The sequence below is a fragment of the Micromonospora sp. MGP-C2 genome, assembly GCF_057766525.1.
The window spans coordinates 6,410,004-6,424,180 of the sequence record NZ_JBYMEN010000002.1; the positions used below are offsets into that span (position 1 = coordinate 6,410,004).

At 71.3% G+C, this 14,177-nt stretch carries 10 protein-coding genes and 2 pseudogenes; 5 read left to right on the plus strand and 7 right to left on the minus strand.

Going from position 1 to position 14,177, the window contains the following annotated elements:
• Positions 1–45 precede the first annotated feature (45 nt).
• The 5 genes and pseudogenes from AC3CF1_RS29465 to AC3CF1_RS29485 all read left to right on the plus strand — a co-directional run bounded on the left by AC3CF1_RS29465 (position 46) and on the right by AC3CF1_RS29485 (position 6,760).
• Complete coding sequence (locus tag AC3CF1_RS29465; RefSeq protein WP_354980456.1) at positions 46–2,103, plus strand: DNA gyrase/topoisomerase IV subunit B; 2,058 nt, start codon at positions 46–48, stop codon at positions 2,101–2,103.
• Between the two features lie 101 nt (positions 2,104–2,204).
• A pseudogene (locus AC3CF1_RS29470) lies at positions 2,205–2,459 on the plus strand (DNA gyrase subunit A); the annotation flags it as partial.
• 171 nt (positions 2,460–2,630) lie between these two features.
• Positions 2,631–3,263, plus strand: a pseudogene (locus AC3CF1_RS29475) (LAGLIDADG family homing endonuclease); the annotation flags it as partial.
• Between the two features lie 147 nt (positions 3,264–3,410).
• Positions 3,411–5,993, plus strand: coding sequence for a DNA topoisomerase (ATP-hydrolyzing) (locus AC3CF1_RS29480; protein ID WP_488452144.1), 2,583 nt, complete (start codon positions 3,411–3,413; stop codon positions 5,991–5,993).
• A gap of 248 nt (positions 5,994–6,241) precedes the next feature.
• Positions 6,242–6,760: a TrmH family RNA methyltransferase gene (locus AC3CF1_RS29485; protein WP_354980457.1), complete on the plus strand. Its 519-nt coding sequence runs from the start codon at positions 6,242–6,244 to the stop codon at positions 6,758–6,760.
• A gap of 26 nt (positions 6,761–6,786) precedes the next feature.
• On the opposite strand, the gene AC3CF1_RS29490 is transcribed toward AC3CF1_RS29485, so the two are convergent.
• The 7 genes from AC3CF1_RS29490 to pseB are packed head-to-tail and all read right to left on the minus strand — an operon-like array spanning position 6,787 to position 14,115.
• A complete protein-coding gene (locus AC3CF1_RS29490) occupies positions 6,787–7,422 on the minus strand; it encodes an alpha-ketoglutarate-dependent dioxygenase AlkB (RefSeq protein ID WP_354980458.1) in 636 nt (211 codons plus the stop codon).
• A 55-nt stretch (positions 7,423–7,477) separates the two neighbouring features.
• Positions 7,478–8,536, minus strand: a complete 1,059-nt coding sequence (locus AC3CF1_RS29495) for a PseG/SpsG family protein (RefSeq protein ID WP_488452145.1) — start codon at positions 8,534–8,536, stop codon at positions 7,478–7,480.
• Positions 8,533–9,285, minus strand: coding sequence for a cytidylyltransferase domain-containing protein (locus AC3CF1_RS29500; protein WP_488452146.1), 753 nt, complete (start codon positions 9,283–9,285; stop codon positions 8,533–8,535). The genes AC3CF1_RS29495 and AC3CF1_RS29500 overlap by 4 nt, the downstream gene beginning before the upstream one ends.
• Positions 9,286–9,305: 20 nt before the next feature.
• Positions 9,306–11,129, minus strand: coding sequence for a class I SAM-dependent methyltransferase (locus tag AC3CF1_RS29505; RefSeq protein ID WP_488451741.1), 1,824 nt, complete (start codon positions 11,127–11,129; stop codon positions 9,306–9,308).
• Positions 11,119–11,967 carry a hypothetical protein gene (locus AC3CF1_RS29510; protein WP_488451742.1) on the minus strand — a complete coding sequence of 283 codons (849 nt, stop codon included), beginning with the start codon at positions 11,965–11,967 and terminating at the stop codon, positions 11,119–11,121. The genes AC3CF1_RS29505 and AC3CF1_RS29510 overlap by 11 nt, the downstream gene beginning before the upstream one ends.
• Before the next feature lie 10 nt (positions 11,968–11,977).
• Complete coding sequence (locus AC3CF1_RS29515; RefSeq protein WP_488451743.1) at positions 11,978–13,135, minus strand: DegT/DnrJ/EryC1/StrS family aminotransferase; 1,158 nt, start codon at positions 13,133–13,135, stop codon at positions 11,978–11,980.
• Positions 13,132–14,115: a UDP-N-acetylglucosamine 4,6-dehydratase (inverting) gene (pseB, locus tag AC3CF1_RS29520; protein WP_179783040.1), complete on the minus strand. Its 984-nt coding sequence runs from the start codon at positions 14,113–14,115 to the stop codon at positions 13,132–13,134. Before pseB ends, AC3CF1_RS29515 begins: the two co-directional genes overlap by 4 nt.
• Between the last annotated feature and the right edge of the window lie 62 nt (positions 14,116–14,177).

The window sequence follows — 14,177 nt, forward strand, 5'->3', positions numbered from 1 at the left end:
GCCGGTGACCGGCTGCACACCGCCGAGACCGGGGAGTACGACCAGTTGACCGCAGAGCCTGACACCCTGTACGGGGCCGATGACCTCACCCACCTTGAGGGGCTGGACGCTGTCCGCAAGCGGCCCGGCATGTACATCGGTTCCACCGACAGCCGTGGCGTGGGTCACCTCGTCAACGAGATCCTCGACAACTCCACCGACGAGGGTGTCGCCGGTCACGCCAGCACCGTCGAGGTGATCCTGCACGCCGACGGCTCTGTGCAGGTCGACGACGACGGCCGGGGCATCCCCACCGACGTCCACGCCAAATCCGGCATCTCCGGCGTCGAGCTGGTGCTCACCCGGCTGCACGCCGGCGGCAAGTTCGGCGGCTCCGGCTACAAGACCTCCGGCGGCCTGCACGGCGTCGGCGCCTCGGCGGTCAACGCGCTGTCCCGCCGGTTCGACGTGACCGTCCGCCGGGCCGGAAAGATCCACGCGATGTCCTTCCGGCATGGCGTCCCGGGCATCTTCGACGGCGACGGGCCGGACGCGCCCTTCACCGCCGGCCCCGGGCTCCAGGTCGTCGGCGCGGTCAAGCGCGGCCAGCGCACCGGCACGTCGATCCGCTGGTGGCACGACGCCCGCTACTTCGAGACCGGTGCCGCGCTCGACATCGAGGCGGTCCGCACCAAGCTGCGCAACACCGCCTTCCTGGTCCCCGGCGTGACCTACCTGCTGCGCGACCTGACCGGCGAGGCGCCCGCCGAGGAGCGGTTCCACTACCCCAACGGGCTCAGCGACATGGTGGAGTTCCTCGCCCCGGCCGGCGACCGGCCGGTCTCCGGCACCCTGCTGGTCAACGGCGAGGGGACCTACCGGGAGAACGCCGCCGACGCCAACGGCGTCATGCAGTCCAACGTGCAGCGGCGCGCCGAGGTCGAGGTGGCGTTCCGGTGGGGCACCGGCTACGAGCGCACCGTCGAGTGCTTCACCAACACCATCCGCAACGCCCACGGCGGCACCCACCGCAAGGGCTTCGAGCGGGCCCTCGTCCGCAGCCTCGCCGACGCGATCCGCAACACCCGCGGCCTGCTCAAGGCCAAGGAGGAGCCGCCCACCCTCGACGACGTCCTGGAGGGGATGACCGCGGTGGTGCACGTGCGGATCCCCGAGCCGCAGTTCACCTCGCAGACCAAGGACGAGCTCTCCACCACCGGCATCACCAAGGTCATCCAGACGCAGGTCGACGCGCACGTCAAGGCCTGGCTGGAGGACCGGCGCACCAAGGCCGAGGCCCGCACGGTCCTCCAGAAGATCGTCGACGCGGCCCGGGTGCGGCTCACCCAGAAGCAGCAGAAGGACGCCGCCCGGCGCAAGACCGCCCTGGAGGGCGCGTCCATGCCGCCGAAGCTGGTCGACTGCCGGGCCACCGGCATCGACCGCAGTGAGCTGTTCATCGTGGAGGGTGACAGCGCACTCGGGACGAGTCGCATGGCCCGATCCTCGGAATACCAGGCGCTGCTGCCGATCCGCGGCAAGATCCTCAACGTGCAGAAGGCCAACCTCCAGCAGGTTCTGGACAATGCCGAGTGCGCGGCGATCGTCCAGGTCCTCGGCGCGGGCTCGGGGCGCACGTTCGACCTCTCCGCACTGCGCTACGGCCGGGTGCTGATCATGGCCGACGCCGACGTGGACGGCGCGCACATCCGCACGCTGCTGATCACCCTCTTCGCCCGGTACATGCGCCCGTTGATCGAGGCCGGTCGGCTCTACGCCGCGATGCCGCCCCTGCACAAGATCACCACCAAGGGGCGCAGCCCGCAGACGGTCTACACCTACACCCAGGCCGAGATGGAGACGACGGTCCGCAAGCTGGAAAAGGCCGGCAAGCAGATCGTCACGCCCATCCCGCGCTTCAAGGGTCTCGGTGAGATGGACGCCGACGAGTTGTGGGACACCACGATGAACCCGGCCACCCGCGCCGTTCGCCGGATCACCCTCGACGACGTCGACGCCGCCGAACGCATCCTCGAACTGCTGATGGGCGAGAAGGTCGAGCCGCGCCGCAACTGGCTGATCGACTCCGCCGACCGCGTCGACCGGGATGCGATCGACGCATGAGCGAGCGACAGCGAGCGAATTTCGATACAGCGCGATGGTGTCTCATGCCGTTGCGAAGCGACTGCATGGGCGCCCTTTTCGTTCCGATGGAGAGCTGAGTCATGGCACGCCGTAAGGAAAACAAGGTCGACCTCTCCTCGTTCGACCAGGCCGGCGCGCGGGTCTTCGACAACCCGCTGGTCACCGAGGTGTCCGACTCCTACCTGGAGTACGCGTTCTCGGTCATCCACTCCCGCGCGCTGCCCGACGCGCGCGACGGCCTCAAGCCCGTGCACCGGCGCATCCTCTGGTCGATGTACGAGCAGGGCTACCGCCCGGATCGCGGGCACGTGAAGTCCGCCCGAATTGTGGGTGACTGCTTCGTCGCCGGCACACTCGTCTCGACGCCCGCTGGCCTTCGGACCATCGAGGAGATCGAGGTCGGTGACCTCGTTCTGGATGGTGCTGGCGCACCAGTGCCGGTGACCGCTGTCTATCAGAACCCAGTGTCCGACCTCGTGCGCGTGACCTGGAGCAACGGGCACACGATGCTCGTCACGCCGGGCCAACGCTTCCGCGTGGTCGCCGATGACCTTTCGGTTCAATGGGTGGAGGCTCGGGACCTCCCGGGGCGACTGGCGTTGGCGTACGGCAGCCGCCGAAATGTGGTGTCAACACCGACCGGCGACATCTACGACTATGTGCGCGGGCTGCTGGTAGCCGAGGGCTTCCCAGTGCACCGATCCCGTGCGGCGGACGGTCGGGTCCGGATCCACATGTGTGACATTGAGCCGCTCGATGTCGCCCATGGTTGGGCCATCGCCAGTGGGCTGAACGTTTCCCGAGGAAAGCGTGAGGCCGAGAATCCGCTGCATCGCGACCAGCACATTCTTACCTTCAGCCGACACGAAGGACTGCTAGAGGCCACGCGGCCGCTCAGCCGCGACAAGTGTGTGCCCGCCGACATCATTCGCCACCGGTCGGCCTGGGTGCCATTTCTCGCCGGCTTCTTCGATGGAGACGGCTACATTCGTAAGCGTTTTCGGGAGGTTGTCTTCGTCAGTACCAGCGAGGTGCTGGTGCGGCAGATTTACGCCATGCTTGCCGACCTGGGGCTACATGGGCACCATTGGACCAGCGGTCGTGGCTCACAGGAGCACCCTCTTCATGGCCTGTCGGTCAGCGGCCGGGACGCCTCGGATCTCGCCCGTCTTCTGCTGCCGTGGGTGCGGATCGGTTACAAGCACGACGACTTGCAACGGGTCGCCGAGATCGACTACCAGTACGGCGGCAAGCAGGGCAATGACCGGCTGCCGTACGCCCCGGTCATGGCCGCGTTCACGGCCGCGCACCAGGGCGGCGGGTGGTTTCGGGACCGGGATGGCCAAGCGTTCCGCGACTCCCTGTCGGCTAGCGGCGGACCGAAGGTGCGATATGGCAAGGACCGCAATGGCGTCCCGCTCGCTGAACGATCTTTCCAATTAGAGCGTGCGGTACGAGACGGCTGGATCCGCAAACTCCACCGCCTCGGTTCACCGCTCGCTTCTCGGCTGGACGCGTTGGTCGGTGGATCCTTCCTACGGGTCACCTCGGTGGAGCCGGTGTCGCCCGACGTCACCTACGACATTCAGGTCGGCAGCGACGAGCACGCCTTCGTTGCCGAGGGCTACGTCGTCCACAACTGCATGGGTAAGTACCATCCACACGGCGACACGGCGATCTACGACGCGATGGTTCGCCTCGCGCAGGACTTCTCGCTCAACGTGCCCCTCGTCGACGGGCATGGAAATTTTGGATCTCCAGACGATGGCCCGGCTGCCTCGCGTTACACCGAAGCACGAATGTCCCGTGAGGCCATGCTGCTCGTCGGTGAGCTGGGCGAGGACACCGTCGACGTCGAGCCCAACTACGACGGGTCACTGACCCAGCCGACAGTGCTGCCGGCCGCATTCCCCAACCTGCTGGTCAACGGCGCGTCCGGGATCGCGGTCGGGATGGCCACCAACATGATCCCGCACAACCTGGGCGAGGTCGTCCAGGCGGCCCGCTGGCTGATCAACCACCCGGACGCCACTCTGGACAAACTCATGGAGTTCGTCCCCGGCCCCGACCTGCCCACCGGTGGGGTGCTGCTCGGCCTGGACGAGGTGCGCCGGGCGTACGAGACCGGGCGCGGCGTGGTGCGGATGCGCGGCAAGGTGGAGATCGGCCCGATCGAGGGCAGCCGTGGTCGCCAGGCGATCACCGTGGTCGAGCTGCCCTACGGCGTCGGCGCGGAGAAGGTCATCGCGGCCATCACCAACGAGGTCACCAAGACCAAGCGTCTGACCGGCATCGCCGACGTCAAGGACCTCACCGACCGGGAGAGCGGCACCCGCCTCGTCGTCGAGTGCAAGGTGGGCGTCAACCCGCAGGCGCTGCTCGCCGACCTCTACCGGTTGACCCCGCTGGAGCAGTCGTTCGGCGTCAACAACCTGGTCCTGGACGGCGGTCAGCCGCGCACGTTGGGGTTGAAGGCGCTGCTGGAGGTCTTCCTGGCCCACCGCTACGAGGTGGTCACCCGGCGCACCTCGTACCGTCGGCGCAAGCGGCAGGAGCGGCTGCACCTGGTCGACGGTCTGCTGATCGCCCTGCTGGACATCGACGAGGTGGTCCGGCTGATCCGGGGCAGTGACGACGCGCAGGCCGCGAAGGACGGGCTGATGAGCCGGTTCGGCCTGTCCGACATCCAGGCCACCTACATTCTGGACACTCCGCTGCGCCGGTTGACGAAGTTCGACCGGATCGAGCTGGAGGCCGAGCAGGAGCGGCTGCGCGCCGAGATCGCCGAGCTGAGCAAGATCCTCGACGACGAGCGGGTGCTCAAGAAGTTGGTCTCCGACGAGCTGGCCGCCGTGGTCAAGCAGTTCGGCACCGAACGGCGTACGACGCTTGTCGACGGTGACCTGAAGGAGGTGCTGGCCGCGTCCGCGCCGGCCGGGCCGCTGGAGGTCGCCGACGACCCGTGCCAGGTGATCCTCTCCGCGACCGGGCTGGTCGCCCGGACCGCAGCCGAGTCGGAGGAGAGCTCCGAGGGGCGCCGACGCAACGGCCGGGTCAAGCACGACACCGTACGCGCCGTTGCGCACTCCACAGCCCGTGGTCGGGTGCTGCTGTTGACCAGTGCTGGCCGGGCCTTCAAGGTCGACGTCCTGCCGCTGCCGGTGTTGCCGGAGCAGGCCGGCACGGTGTCGCTGCGAGGCGGGATGTCCGCGGCCGAGCTGGTGCCGTTGGAGGCGGGGGAGACCGTCGTCGGCCTGGCCCCCCTGGGTGGGCAGGCGGAGGGCTCGCCGGGGCTGGCGCTGGGCACCCGGCAGGGCGTGGTGAAGATCTGCGCTCCGGAGTGGCCGGTGCGCTCCGACGAGTTCGAGGTGATCGGTCTGCGCGACGGTGACGAGGTGGTCGGGGCGACCTGGCTGGCCGATGGCACCGAATCGCTCACGTTCGTCACGTCGGAGGCGTCGCTGTTGCGCTTCCCCGCCGGGCTGGTCCGTCCACAGGGCCTCAAGGGCGGCGGGATGGCCGGCATCAACGTGCCGGCCGGTGCGCGGGTGGCGTTCTTCGGCGCGGTCCGCACCGACGACCCGGGGCACGGCGAGCCGATGGTGGTCACCTCCACCGGGGCGACGGTCAAGGTGACGCCGTTCAAGGCGTACCCCGCGAAGGGTCGGGCGACCGGCGGCGTGCGCGCGCACCGCTTCCTCAAGGGTGAGACGGACGTGGCGGTTGCCTGGGTGGGCCCGCGCCCGGTCGGTGCGACCGGCACCGGCGATCCGGTGGAGCTGCCGGCGGCGGATCCTCGCCGCGACGGCAGTGGCTTCGCGGTGATGCTCGGCCCAACGGTGGTAGGCCACCTCATCGAACGCGACTGACGCACCAACCCCGCCGTCCCCCGGGGCGTGGGGGTGTCCCGACCTCAAGATCCGCGCAACTTCGGGGGAGTTGCTGCCTCCGACATGCCGTAGGCGGCACTTTCCCTGAAGTTGCGCGGATCTTGGCGTCTGAACGCGGTCCGCACGCGCGGTATGGTGAGGGCTCTTGTTGTCGGTGATGGCCTGGGTGCGCCGCCAAGCACCTCTCACATGATCTTTCTTCTGTCCGGCGGAGTCGCCGGCGCGGCGTGAGCGCCGCCATCCGGGTCCGGCCAAGGCGTGAGCTGCGTGCCGCCCGCCGACCCCGCCAGCATCGCTGCTGGGGTCATCTGATCGCCGCCCCGCTCTGGCCGCTGCACGGCGCGAACCTGGGCACCCTGCTGCGCACCTGCGACGCGGTCGGCGCCTGCCTGGCCGTGCCGCCGTTCCGGTGGGTGGACGAGGCTCTGGCCCGCGGCAACACCCTGCGCCGGCCGGGCTGCGTCCACCGGGTCGGCAGCCCGCTGCGGTGGCTGGCCGCCGAACGGGCCGCCGGCACCCGAATTCTCGGGGTGGAGCTGGCCGACGAGGCCGTCCGACTCGGTGACCTGCCCGCCGCTCGGGGGCGCACCGTGGTGCTGCTCGGGCACGAGTCGACAGGCATCCCACCCGAGGCACTCGACCACCTGGACGCGGCCGTGGAGATTCCCATGGTCGGGCACGGCCACAGCCTGAACGTCGCCGTCGCCGGGTCGCTGGTCCTCTACAGACTCGCCGGCCTGCTGTAGGGCAGGCCGGGGCGGCGCCGCCAACGTCAGGCGACGTTGACGGGGCGGAACTGCACGCTGACCCGGGGGCCGACGGGGCGGGCGGTCTTCGGGATGGCATGTTCCCAGGTGCGTTGGCAGGAGCCGCCCATCACGATCAGGTCGCCGTGGCCCACCGGGAAGCGCAGGCTGTCGCCGCCGCCACGAGGGCGCAGGAGCAGGGGGCGGGGCGCGCCGAAGGAGACGATCGCGACGATGGTGTCGCTGTGCGCGGAGCGGCCGATGGTGTCGCCGTGCCAGGCCACGCTGTCCCGACCCGAGCGGTAGAGGCACATGCCGGCGGTGACGAACGGCTCGCCCAGCTCCGGGGCGTAGTGCCGGGTCAGCTCCGCTCGTGCCGTGGTGAGCACGGGATGCGGCAGTTGCCGGTCGGCGTCGTACCAGCAGAGCAGGCGGGGCACGTCGACCTCGCTGTCGAACATGGTGCGCCGCTCGGCTCGCCAGGGGACCTCGGTGAGCAGGGTGTCGAGGACGGCGTCGGAGCCGTGCACCCAGCCGGGGAGGTGGTCGACCCAGGCGCCACGGCTGAGTTGGTGTCGGCGGATCTGGCCGGGCAGTGGCCCCAGAGTTGGCCCGGCGTCGGCCAGGTCGAGCATCGACGGCTGGTAGGCGGCCTGCGTCATGCAGCCACCCTAGCAGCACTTTCGTACACCCGTGCTATCGGCGGACCGTTGGCGGTCAGCCGGTGACGGCGGCCGGGCGTACGGCGTCGAGCACCGCGTCGACGACCCGGGCCCGGCCCCGCCCGTCGACGGTCGACCAGGCCTTTCCGGCCAGCGTGGCGCGCCGTTGCGGTGAGTTGAGCAGCCCGAGCAGGGTTCGGGCCGCTGCTGCTCGGGTGGCCCGTCCGGCGACTCCGGTGGCGGTCAGCTCCGGCAACTCGCCGAGACCGGCGGCGAGGCCGTGCCGCACCACCCGGGCGTACGACTCGCGTTGGTTCTCGACCACGCAGACCAGCGCGGCGGGTGCGCCGAGGCAGCAGAGTTCCCAGGTGGAGGTGCCCGCGGCGCTGATCACCAGGTCGGCTTCGGTGATCAGGGTCGGTAGCGAGGTGGTGGACGGGACCGGTCGGATGACCTGCCCGCGCCCGGGGGTGACGTCCTCGACCTCCGCCTCGATCTCGGGTCGGCCGACGATGACAGTGAGGTCCATCGGGTGACCGGTGGCCACCAGCACCCGGGTCAGCACCGGGGCCGCGCCGACCGCGTCGGTGCCGCCGAAGAAGGCCAGCACCCGGGGTCGGCTGACCGCCGTGACGGGCGGGGGGACCGACGGTCGGGCGGTGATCACGGAGTCGCGCAGCAGGGCGTACCCGCTGCCGGCGAGCAGCCGGCCGGGCAGCCCCGTCAGATCGGCGCCGAAGTTCTGGTCGAGGTAGAGGTTGGCGACCTGGCCCCGGCTGTCCCCGTCGATCACGGCGAGGGTGAACACCCCGGCGGCGCGCAGGGCGCCCGCCCCGGCCGGGTTCAGCTCGTAGGAGTCGAGGACCATCACGTCCAGGTGGTGTCGGCGGGCTGCCTCGACCAGCTCGGCCGGCGAGTCCGGGCCCGGGTGCAGGGGAATGCCCCGGGCGGCGAGCTCCGCGGTCGCCCAGTCGAGTCGTTCGACGGTGCCGAGTACGGCCACGTGGGCGCCTCGGGCGAGGAACTCCTCGGCGAGTGCCAGGCAGCGGACGAGGTGGCCGACGCCCCGCCGTGGGCTGGCGTCGCAGCGCAAGCCGACCCGCAGCGTGCTCAGGACTCCTCCAGGTGCTTCTGTCGGACTCCGGCGTTGAGCGCGCGCAGGTGGGGTTGCCCGTCGAGCCAGTCGGCGAGTTTGGCCAGTGGCACGCTGACGTCACCGAAGTGGTCGATGACCGCGCTGACCAGCGCCCAGTCCTGCTCGGTGTCGAGGGTCAGCCGCAGCGCGGAGCGGTCCGGGGTGAGCGTCACGCCGAGCACCCGGAACAGCTCCGGATGGGTGTACGCGTACGAGGTCACGTGCACCCGGTGGTGGTCGGCGGCGAGCCGGCCCAGGGTGCGGAGCGTCTCCGCTCGGATGATCTCGACGTCCAGTCCCCGCGGCAGGGTGCGGGCGATCGACGTGCTTGCGTAGTCCAGCCCGGGCACGGCCCGGTACACCGACGCGACCAGGGTGATGATCTCCGGGTCGAGCAGCGGGCAGTCGGCGGTGAACCGCATGACCGCGTCGCCCGGGTGTGCCGCGAGCGCGCCCACGAACCGGTCCAGGACGTCGTCGACCGGCCCGCGGTGGCACGCCACGCCCAGCCGTTGGCACTCGGTCGCCACGGCGTCGTCGACCGGGTCGGTGCTGGTCGCGACCACCAGGTCGGCCAGGACGCCGCTGTCGGAGGCGGCGCGGACCACCCGGCCCAGCACGGAACGCCCGGCGAGCGGGCGGAGCACCTTGCCGGGCAGCCGGGACGAGCCCATCCGGGCCTGCACGATGCCGACGATCCGTGGCCCGGCGTCGTCGGTCGCGCCCACCCCGGGCACCGGTACGCCGGTCACTGCTGTTCCTCAGGCTTCGGGGCGAGCGCCGCGGTGGCCCGACGTTTGGCGGCGCGGGCACCCCGCTTGGCCAGCCGGGCCGGGGTGATGGCGAGTCGGCCCACCCGGTAGCTGAGTGATCCGCTGAGTAGGCCGATCGTCGTCTCGGCCCGGCGCAGCGCGCGTTCCCGCGAGGTGAGCAGTTCCTCGGTCCACGCGGTAAGTGCGGCCAGCCGGGCGAGTTCCTCGCGCTGGCGCAGCCACGCCTCACGCAACTGCTGGTAGCCGCGCGCCGCACCCACCGGAGGGTCGGTCGGCGCGATCGCGCGCAGCTCGGCGGCGAGGTCGACGGTGCCGTCGACGTCCAGACCGTGCAGCGCCGCGGCGACGGCGGCCTCCGTCTCCACCGCCTCGGTGACGGTCGGGCGGTCCAGGTCGTGGCCGGCGAGGCCGCCGAGCACCACGGTCAGACCCGCGACGTCGAGAGTGGACGACCACGGGTGGGCGTACCCACCGGTGAGCAGGCCCGCCGCGAACCGCCACAGCCCACGCGCCAGCACCACGTCGGCGGGCAACGGGCTGGTGGCCCGCCAGCTCGGGTCGAGCACCGCGTAACGCCCGCCGTCGACCACCACGTTGTCGGTGCCGGCCAGCGCCGTCGCGCCGGCGATCCGGCCGTCGCCGTCGGCCTGGTCGGCGAGCCAGCCCGCGTACCCGTGCAGCAGCGTGCGTAGGGTCGCCAGGTCGCGGCGCAGGGCCGCGTCGAGCAGCAGGGTACGCAGCAGCCGGCCGGCCGGCACCGGCCCGGACAGCGCATCCGTGTCCCGGTACGCGGCCTCGCGGCTGGCGAACGGCGCGGCGGCCGGCACGTCCCGGTCGGTGGCCGCGGTCCGCCCCCAGCGCCACCCCGACGGGCCGTGCAGCACCTCCAGCACGCCGCTGCCGGGACGCCCGGTCTGCATCAGCGCCACCGGCAGATCCCTGTCGGCGGCCGGTGTGGTGGGGTCGTCGGCGGGCCGGCGGGCGAGCACCAGCCAGCCCGGTGCGAGGTCGGCGGCGCGCCCGGCGTGCAGCGCGTCCACGGCCAGCCGGGCCGGGTCCTGGAGCACTGTGTCACTGGTGAAGCCGCCGGCGCACGCGCCGTGCAGCACGGCGTCGAAGAGGCCGGAGCCGGTGTCCCGGTCGAGGTGGTCGGTGTCGAGCAGCGCTGTCGGGCTGCCGGCGTCGGGGTACGCGGCCCAGCACGCGGCCGGGCGCAGCCCCACCTCGGTGAGCCGCTCGCGTAGCTGGTCCCGGTTGGCCGGGTGGCCGCGATCGAGGACGCCGCCGACCGTCCAGGCGGAATCGTCGCGGCCGGCGTACCAGGGGGTGGTGGCGACGAGTCGGTGCAGGCCGAGCGGGTTGTCCAGGCGCAGCAGCAGCGCGCCACCCGGTCGGACGGCGGCGACCAGTCGTGCCAGCACGCCGTCCCAGCCGAGCCGGACGCCCTCCACCGACTCCACCGGGTCCAGGCCGGCACCGGCGATCACCACGTCGTACGTCTCGTCGGCGGGAAGCCCGGTCGGGCCGCCCACGACCACATGGGCGGCTCTTGGAGCCAGCGCGACCGCGTCCGGGTGGCTGCGCAGCAGGCAGGTCACCTCGGCGTGACCGAGCTGGTCGAGCAGGGCCGGGTCGTGCGGGCCGGCCACCAGGACCCGGGCGCCGGACGGCACGAGTCGGGCGGCGAGCGCGGCGAGGGGCCCACCGTCGGCCAACCGCATCTGCGGCAGGTCGGACCAGGCGAGCATCTCGCCACCCGGCAGCGTGATCCGGCCGGAGGGTGCCGTCTCAGTCGTCACTGTGGTCCTCTTCCTCCTGGAGGTTCGCCCAACCGAGCAGCTCGCGCAGCTCGGCCGGCGTGCAGCGGTGGTCGGTGCCGAGCTCGGCGTGGGCGATCTGGACCGCGGTGGGCAGGTCGACCTCGGTGCCGTGCAGCTCCGGCCACTGCCGGCGGATGCGGGCGGTGCCACCGAAGGTCGGGTCCTCATTGGAGAGGATCATCGGGTCGCCGTAGACGGCCGGTTCGCAGCCCGCCGCTATGCCGTAGAAGATCGCGCTGGTCAGCCGGTTGGATGCTACCCGCCGATGTCGGCGCAGCTCGGTCAGTTGCTTGTCGAGGAACTCGGGGTCGGTGTCCTTCCACCAGTGCCCCCGGTAGCCGTGGCAGATCACCCGGAACCCGGCCCGCTCGTAGAGGCGGCGGACGTTGCGCATCCGGTACTCGTGCCAGTAGAGGCAGACCGTGACCGGGCCAGGCTCGGTGGCCTGGATCAGGGCGATCAACTTCCGGTGGTCGCCCTTCACGTGCTGGCCCTCCCAGCCGTGGAACGGGTACCAGATGGTGCCCTCCCGCTCCTCGGCCGGCGGGTCCTCGGGCCGCATCGCCAGCAGGTAGGCGAACGGCGCGCCGATGACGACCACGTTGCGCCGCCCCACCGACCAGGCCCGGCGGCGGGTCTGTTCCGACCAGAGCAGGCTGGGCGTGCGCTCGGCGTACGGGTGACCGGGCGCCAGGCCGTCACCGATGTTCCAGCCGTGCTGCACGTACCCGTTGATCCGCGGTGGGTGCCGGTCGCCGAGGCCGACGTAGCGGGCCAGCACGTGCGCGTGGCCGTAGAAGTGGTTGGCGTGGTGCATCAGGTTCCCATCAGGCGGCGGAACGCACCGAGCCGGCCCGCAGGGCCGCGGTCAGCGCGTCGACGACGCGATCCTGGTCGGTGTCGCTGAGCCCCGGGTAGAGCGGCAGCGACAGTTGCTGGGAGTAGAACCGCTCGGCCACCGGGCAGGACCCGCGCCGGTAACCGAGGTCGGCGAAGACCGGGTGCCAGTGCACCGGGAGGTAGTTGACCTGGACGCCGATGCCGGCAGCCCGCATCCGGTCGTACACCTCGCGGCGACGCCCGTCGAGCACGCGGATCGGGTAGAGGTGCCAGGCCGGGTCGGCCCACGACCTGCGGGTCGGCAGCAGCACGCCGTCCAGGTCGGCCAGCGCCTTGTCGTAGCGGGCGACGAGGGCGTCGCGGCGCGCCTTGAACTCGGCGAGCCGGCGCAGTTGGCTGCGGCCCAGGGCGCAGAGCACATCCGGCAGGCGGTAGTTCAGCCCGAACTCGTGCACCTCCTGGTGCCAGCCGCCCTCGTCGGGGAACCGCAGGTCGTCGCGCTCGCGCACCAGCCCGACGCCGCGGAACCGGCGGGCCCGCCTGAGCACGGCCGGGGCCAGCGCGGCGACCGCGCCGCCCTCGCCGGTGGTCAGGTTCTTCGTGGGAAAGAACGAGAAGGTGGTCAGGTCGGCGAGCGAGCCGACCGGTCGGCCGTGGTACGTCCCGCCGATCGAGTGCGCCGCGTCGGCGAGCAGCAGCGCGTCGGAGCCCGCCAGCGAGGTGCGCAACGCGTCGTAGTCCGCGGGGTGGCCGGCGTAGTCGACAGCGGAGACCACCCTGGTACGCGAGGTGACCGCGTCGGCGGCGGCGGCCGGGTCGAGACAGAAGGTCTCGTCCTCCACGTCAGCGAACACGATCTTCGCGCCGAGAGCGGCCGCGCTGCTGGCCGTCGCCACGAACGTCATCGGCGGGACGACCACCTCGTCACCCGGGCCCACCCCGGCGGCCGCGTACGCGACGTGCAGGGCCGCCGTGCCATTGGAGACGGTCGTGACGCCGACACCACCGGTCCACGCGGCGAGGTCGGCCTCGAAGGCGTCCACCTGCGGACCGGTGGTGAGCCAGTCGCCACGCAGCACGTCGGCGACGGCGGCGACATCCTCCTCGGTGACCGACTGCCGGCCGTACGGGAGCATTCCCGTCATGCGGCGATGCCGAGCATGTCGCGCAGCTGGTCGACGCTGAGCCACTCGTCGTTGGTGTCCGACTGGTAGGCGAAGCCGTCCGGCACCGGGTCGCAGTCGACCGGCGGCTGGTAGCCCCAGGTGGCGATGGTCGGCTGGACGATGAACCGGCCGTCGGCGCGCAACGTCCGCCGGCTGTCGTCGGGGGCGATCATCTCCTCGTGCAGCTTCTCGCCCGGTCGGATCCCGATCTCGTGGGTGGTGGCGTCCGGGGCCACGGCCTCGACCAGGTCGAGGATGCGCATGCTCGGGATGCGCGGCACGAACAGTTCGCCGCCCTGCATCTGGTCGAACGAGTCCATGACGAACTGCACGGCCTGGTCCAGGGTGATCCAGAAGCGGGTCATCCGCTTGTCGGTGATCGGCAGGCTCTTGCCCTCGGCGGCGAGCCGGCGGAACAGCGGAACGACCGAGCCGCGGCTGCCCACCACGTTGCCGTAGCGCACCACGGCGAACCGGGTGGGGTGCTGGGCGGCGTAGTGGTTCGCCGAGACGAACAGCTTGTCCCCGACCAGCTTCGTCGCGCCGTACAGGTTGATCGGGCTGGACGCCTTGTCGGTGGAGAGCGCGATGACCTTCTTGACGCCGGCCTCGATCGCGGCGTCCACGACGTGCTGGGAGCCGGTGATGTTGGTTGCGATGTACTCGGAGGGGTTGTACTCGGCGGTGTCCACCTGCTTCAGAGCGGCGGCGTGCACCACGTGGTCCACCCCGTGCATGGCCCGGGTGAGGCGGTGCCGGTCCCGGATGTCGCCGATGAACCAGCGCAGACGCGGGTCGTCGCCGAGTTGCTGGCGCAGCTCGTACTGCTTGAGCTCGTCGCGGGAGAACACCACCACACGGGCGGGGTCGGCCTCGGTGAGGAGGTGCCGCAGGAAGGTCCTGCCGAAGGAACCCGTTCCTCCGGTGATCAGAATGGACGATCCATTCAACTCACTCAATTTGGTGCTCCCGTGATCGTGGATGAACGGGCGGCCCTCGGCCGGCCGACCGGGGTGAGACG

What these genes read in the sequence shown, in the direction of transcription:
- AC3CF1_RS29480 (WP_488452144.1), top strand. Translation starts at nt 3,411, where the DNA reads ATGGCCGCGTTCACGGCCGCGCACCAGGGCGGCGGGTGGTTTCGGGAC.
- AC3CF1_RS29490 (WP_354980458.1), bottom strand. Translation starts at nt 7,422, where the DNA reads ATGACGCAGGCCGCCTACCAGCCGTCGATGCTCGACCTGGCCGACGCC.
- AC3CF1_RS29510 (WP_488451742.1), bottom strand. Translation starts at nt 11,967, where the DNA reads ATGCACCACGCCAACCACTTCTACGGCCACGCGCACGTGCTGGCCCGC.
- AC3CF1_RS29515 (WP_488451743.1), bottom strand. Translation starts at nt 13,135, where the DNA reads ATGACGGGAATGCTCCCGTACGGCCGGCAGTCGGTCACCGAGGAGGAT.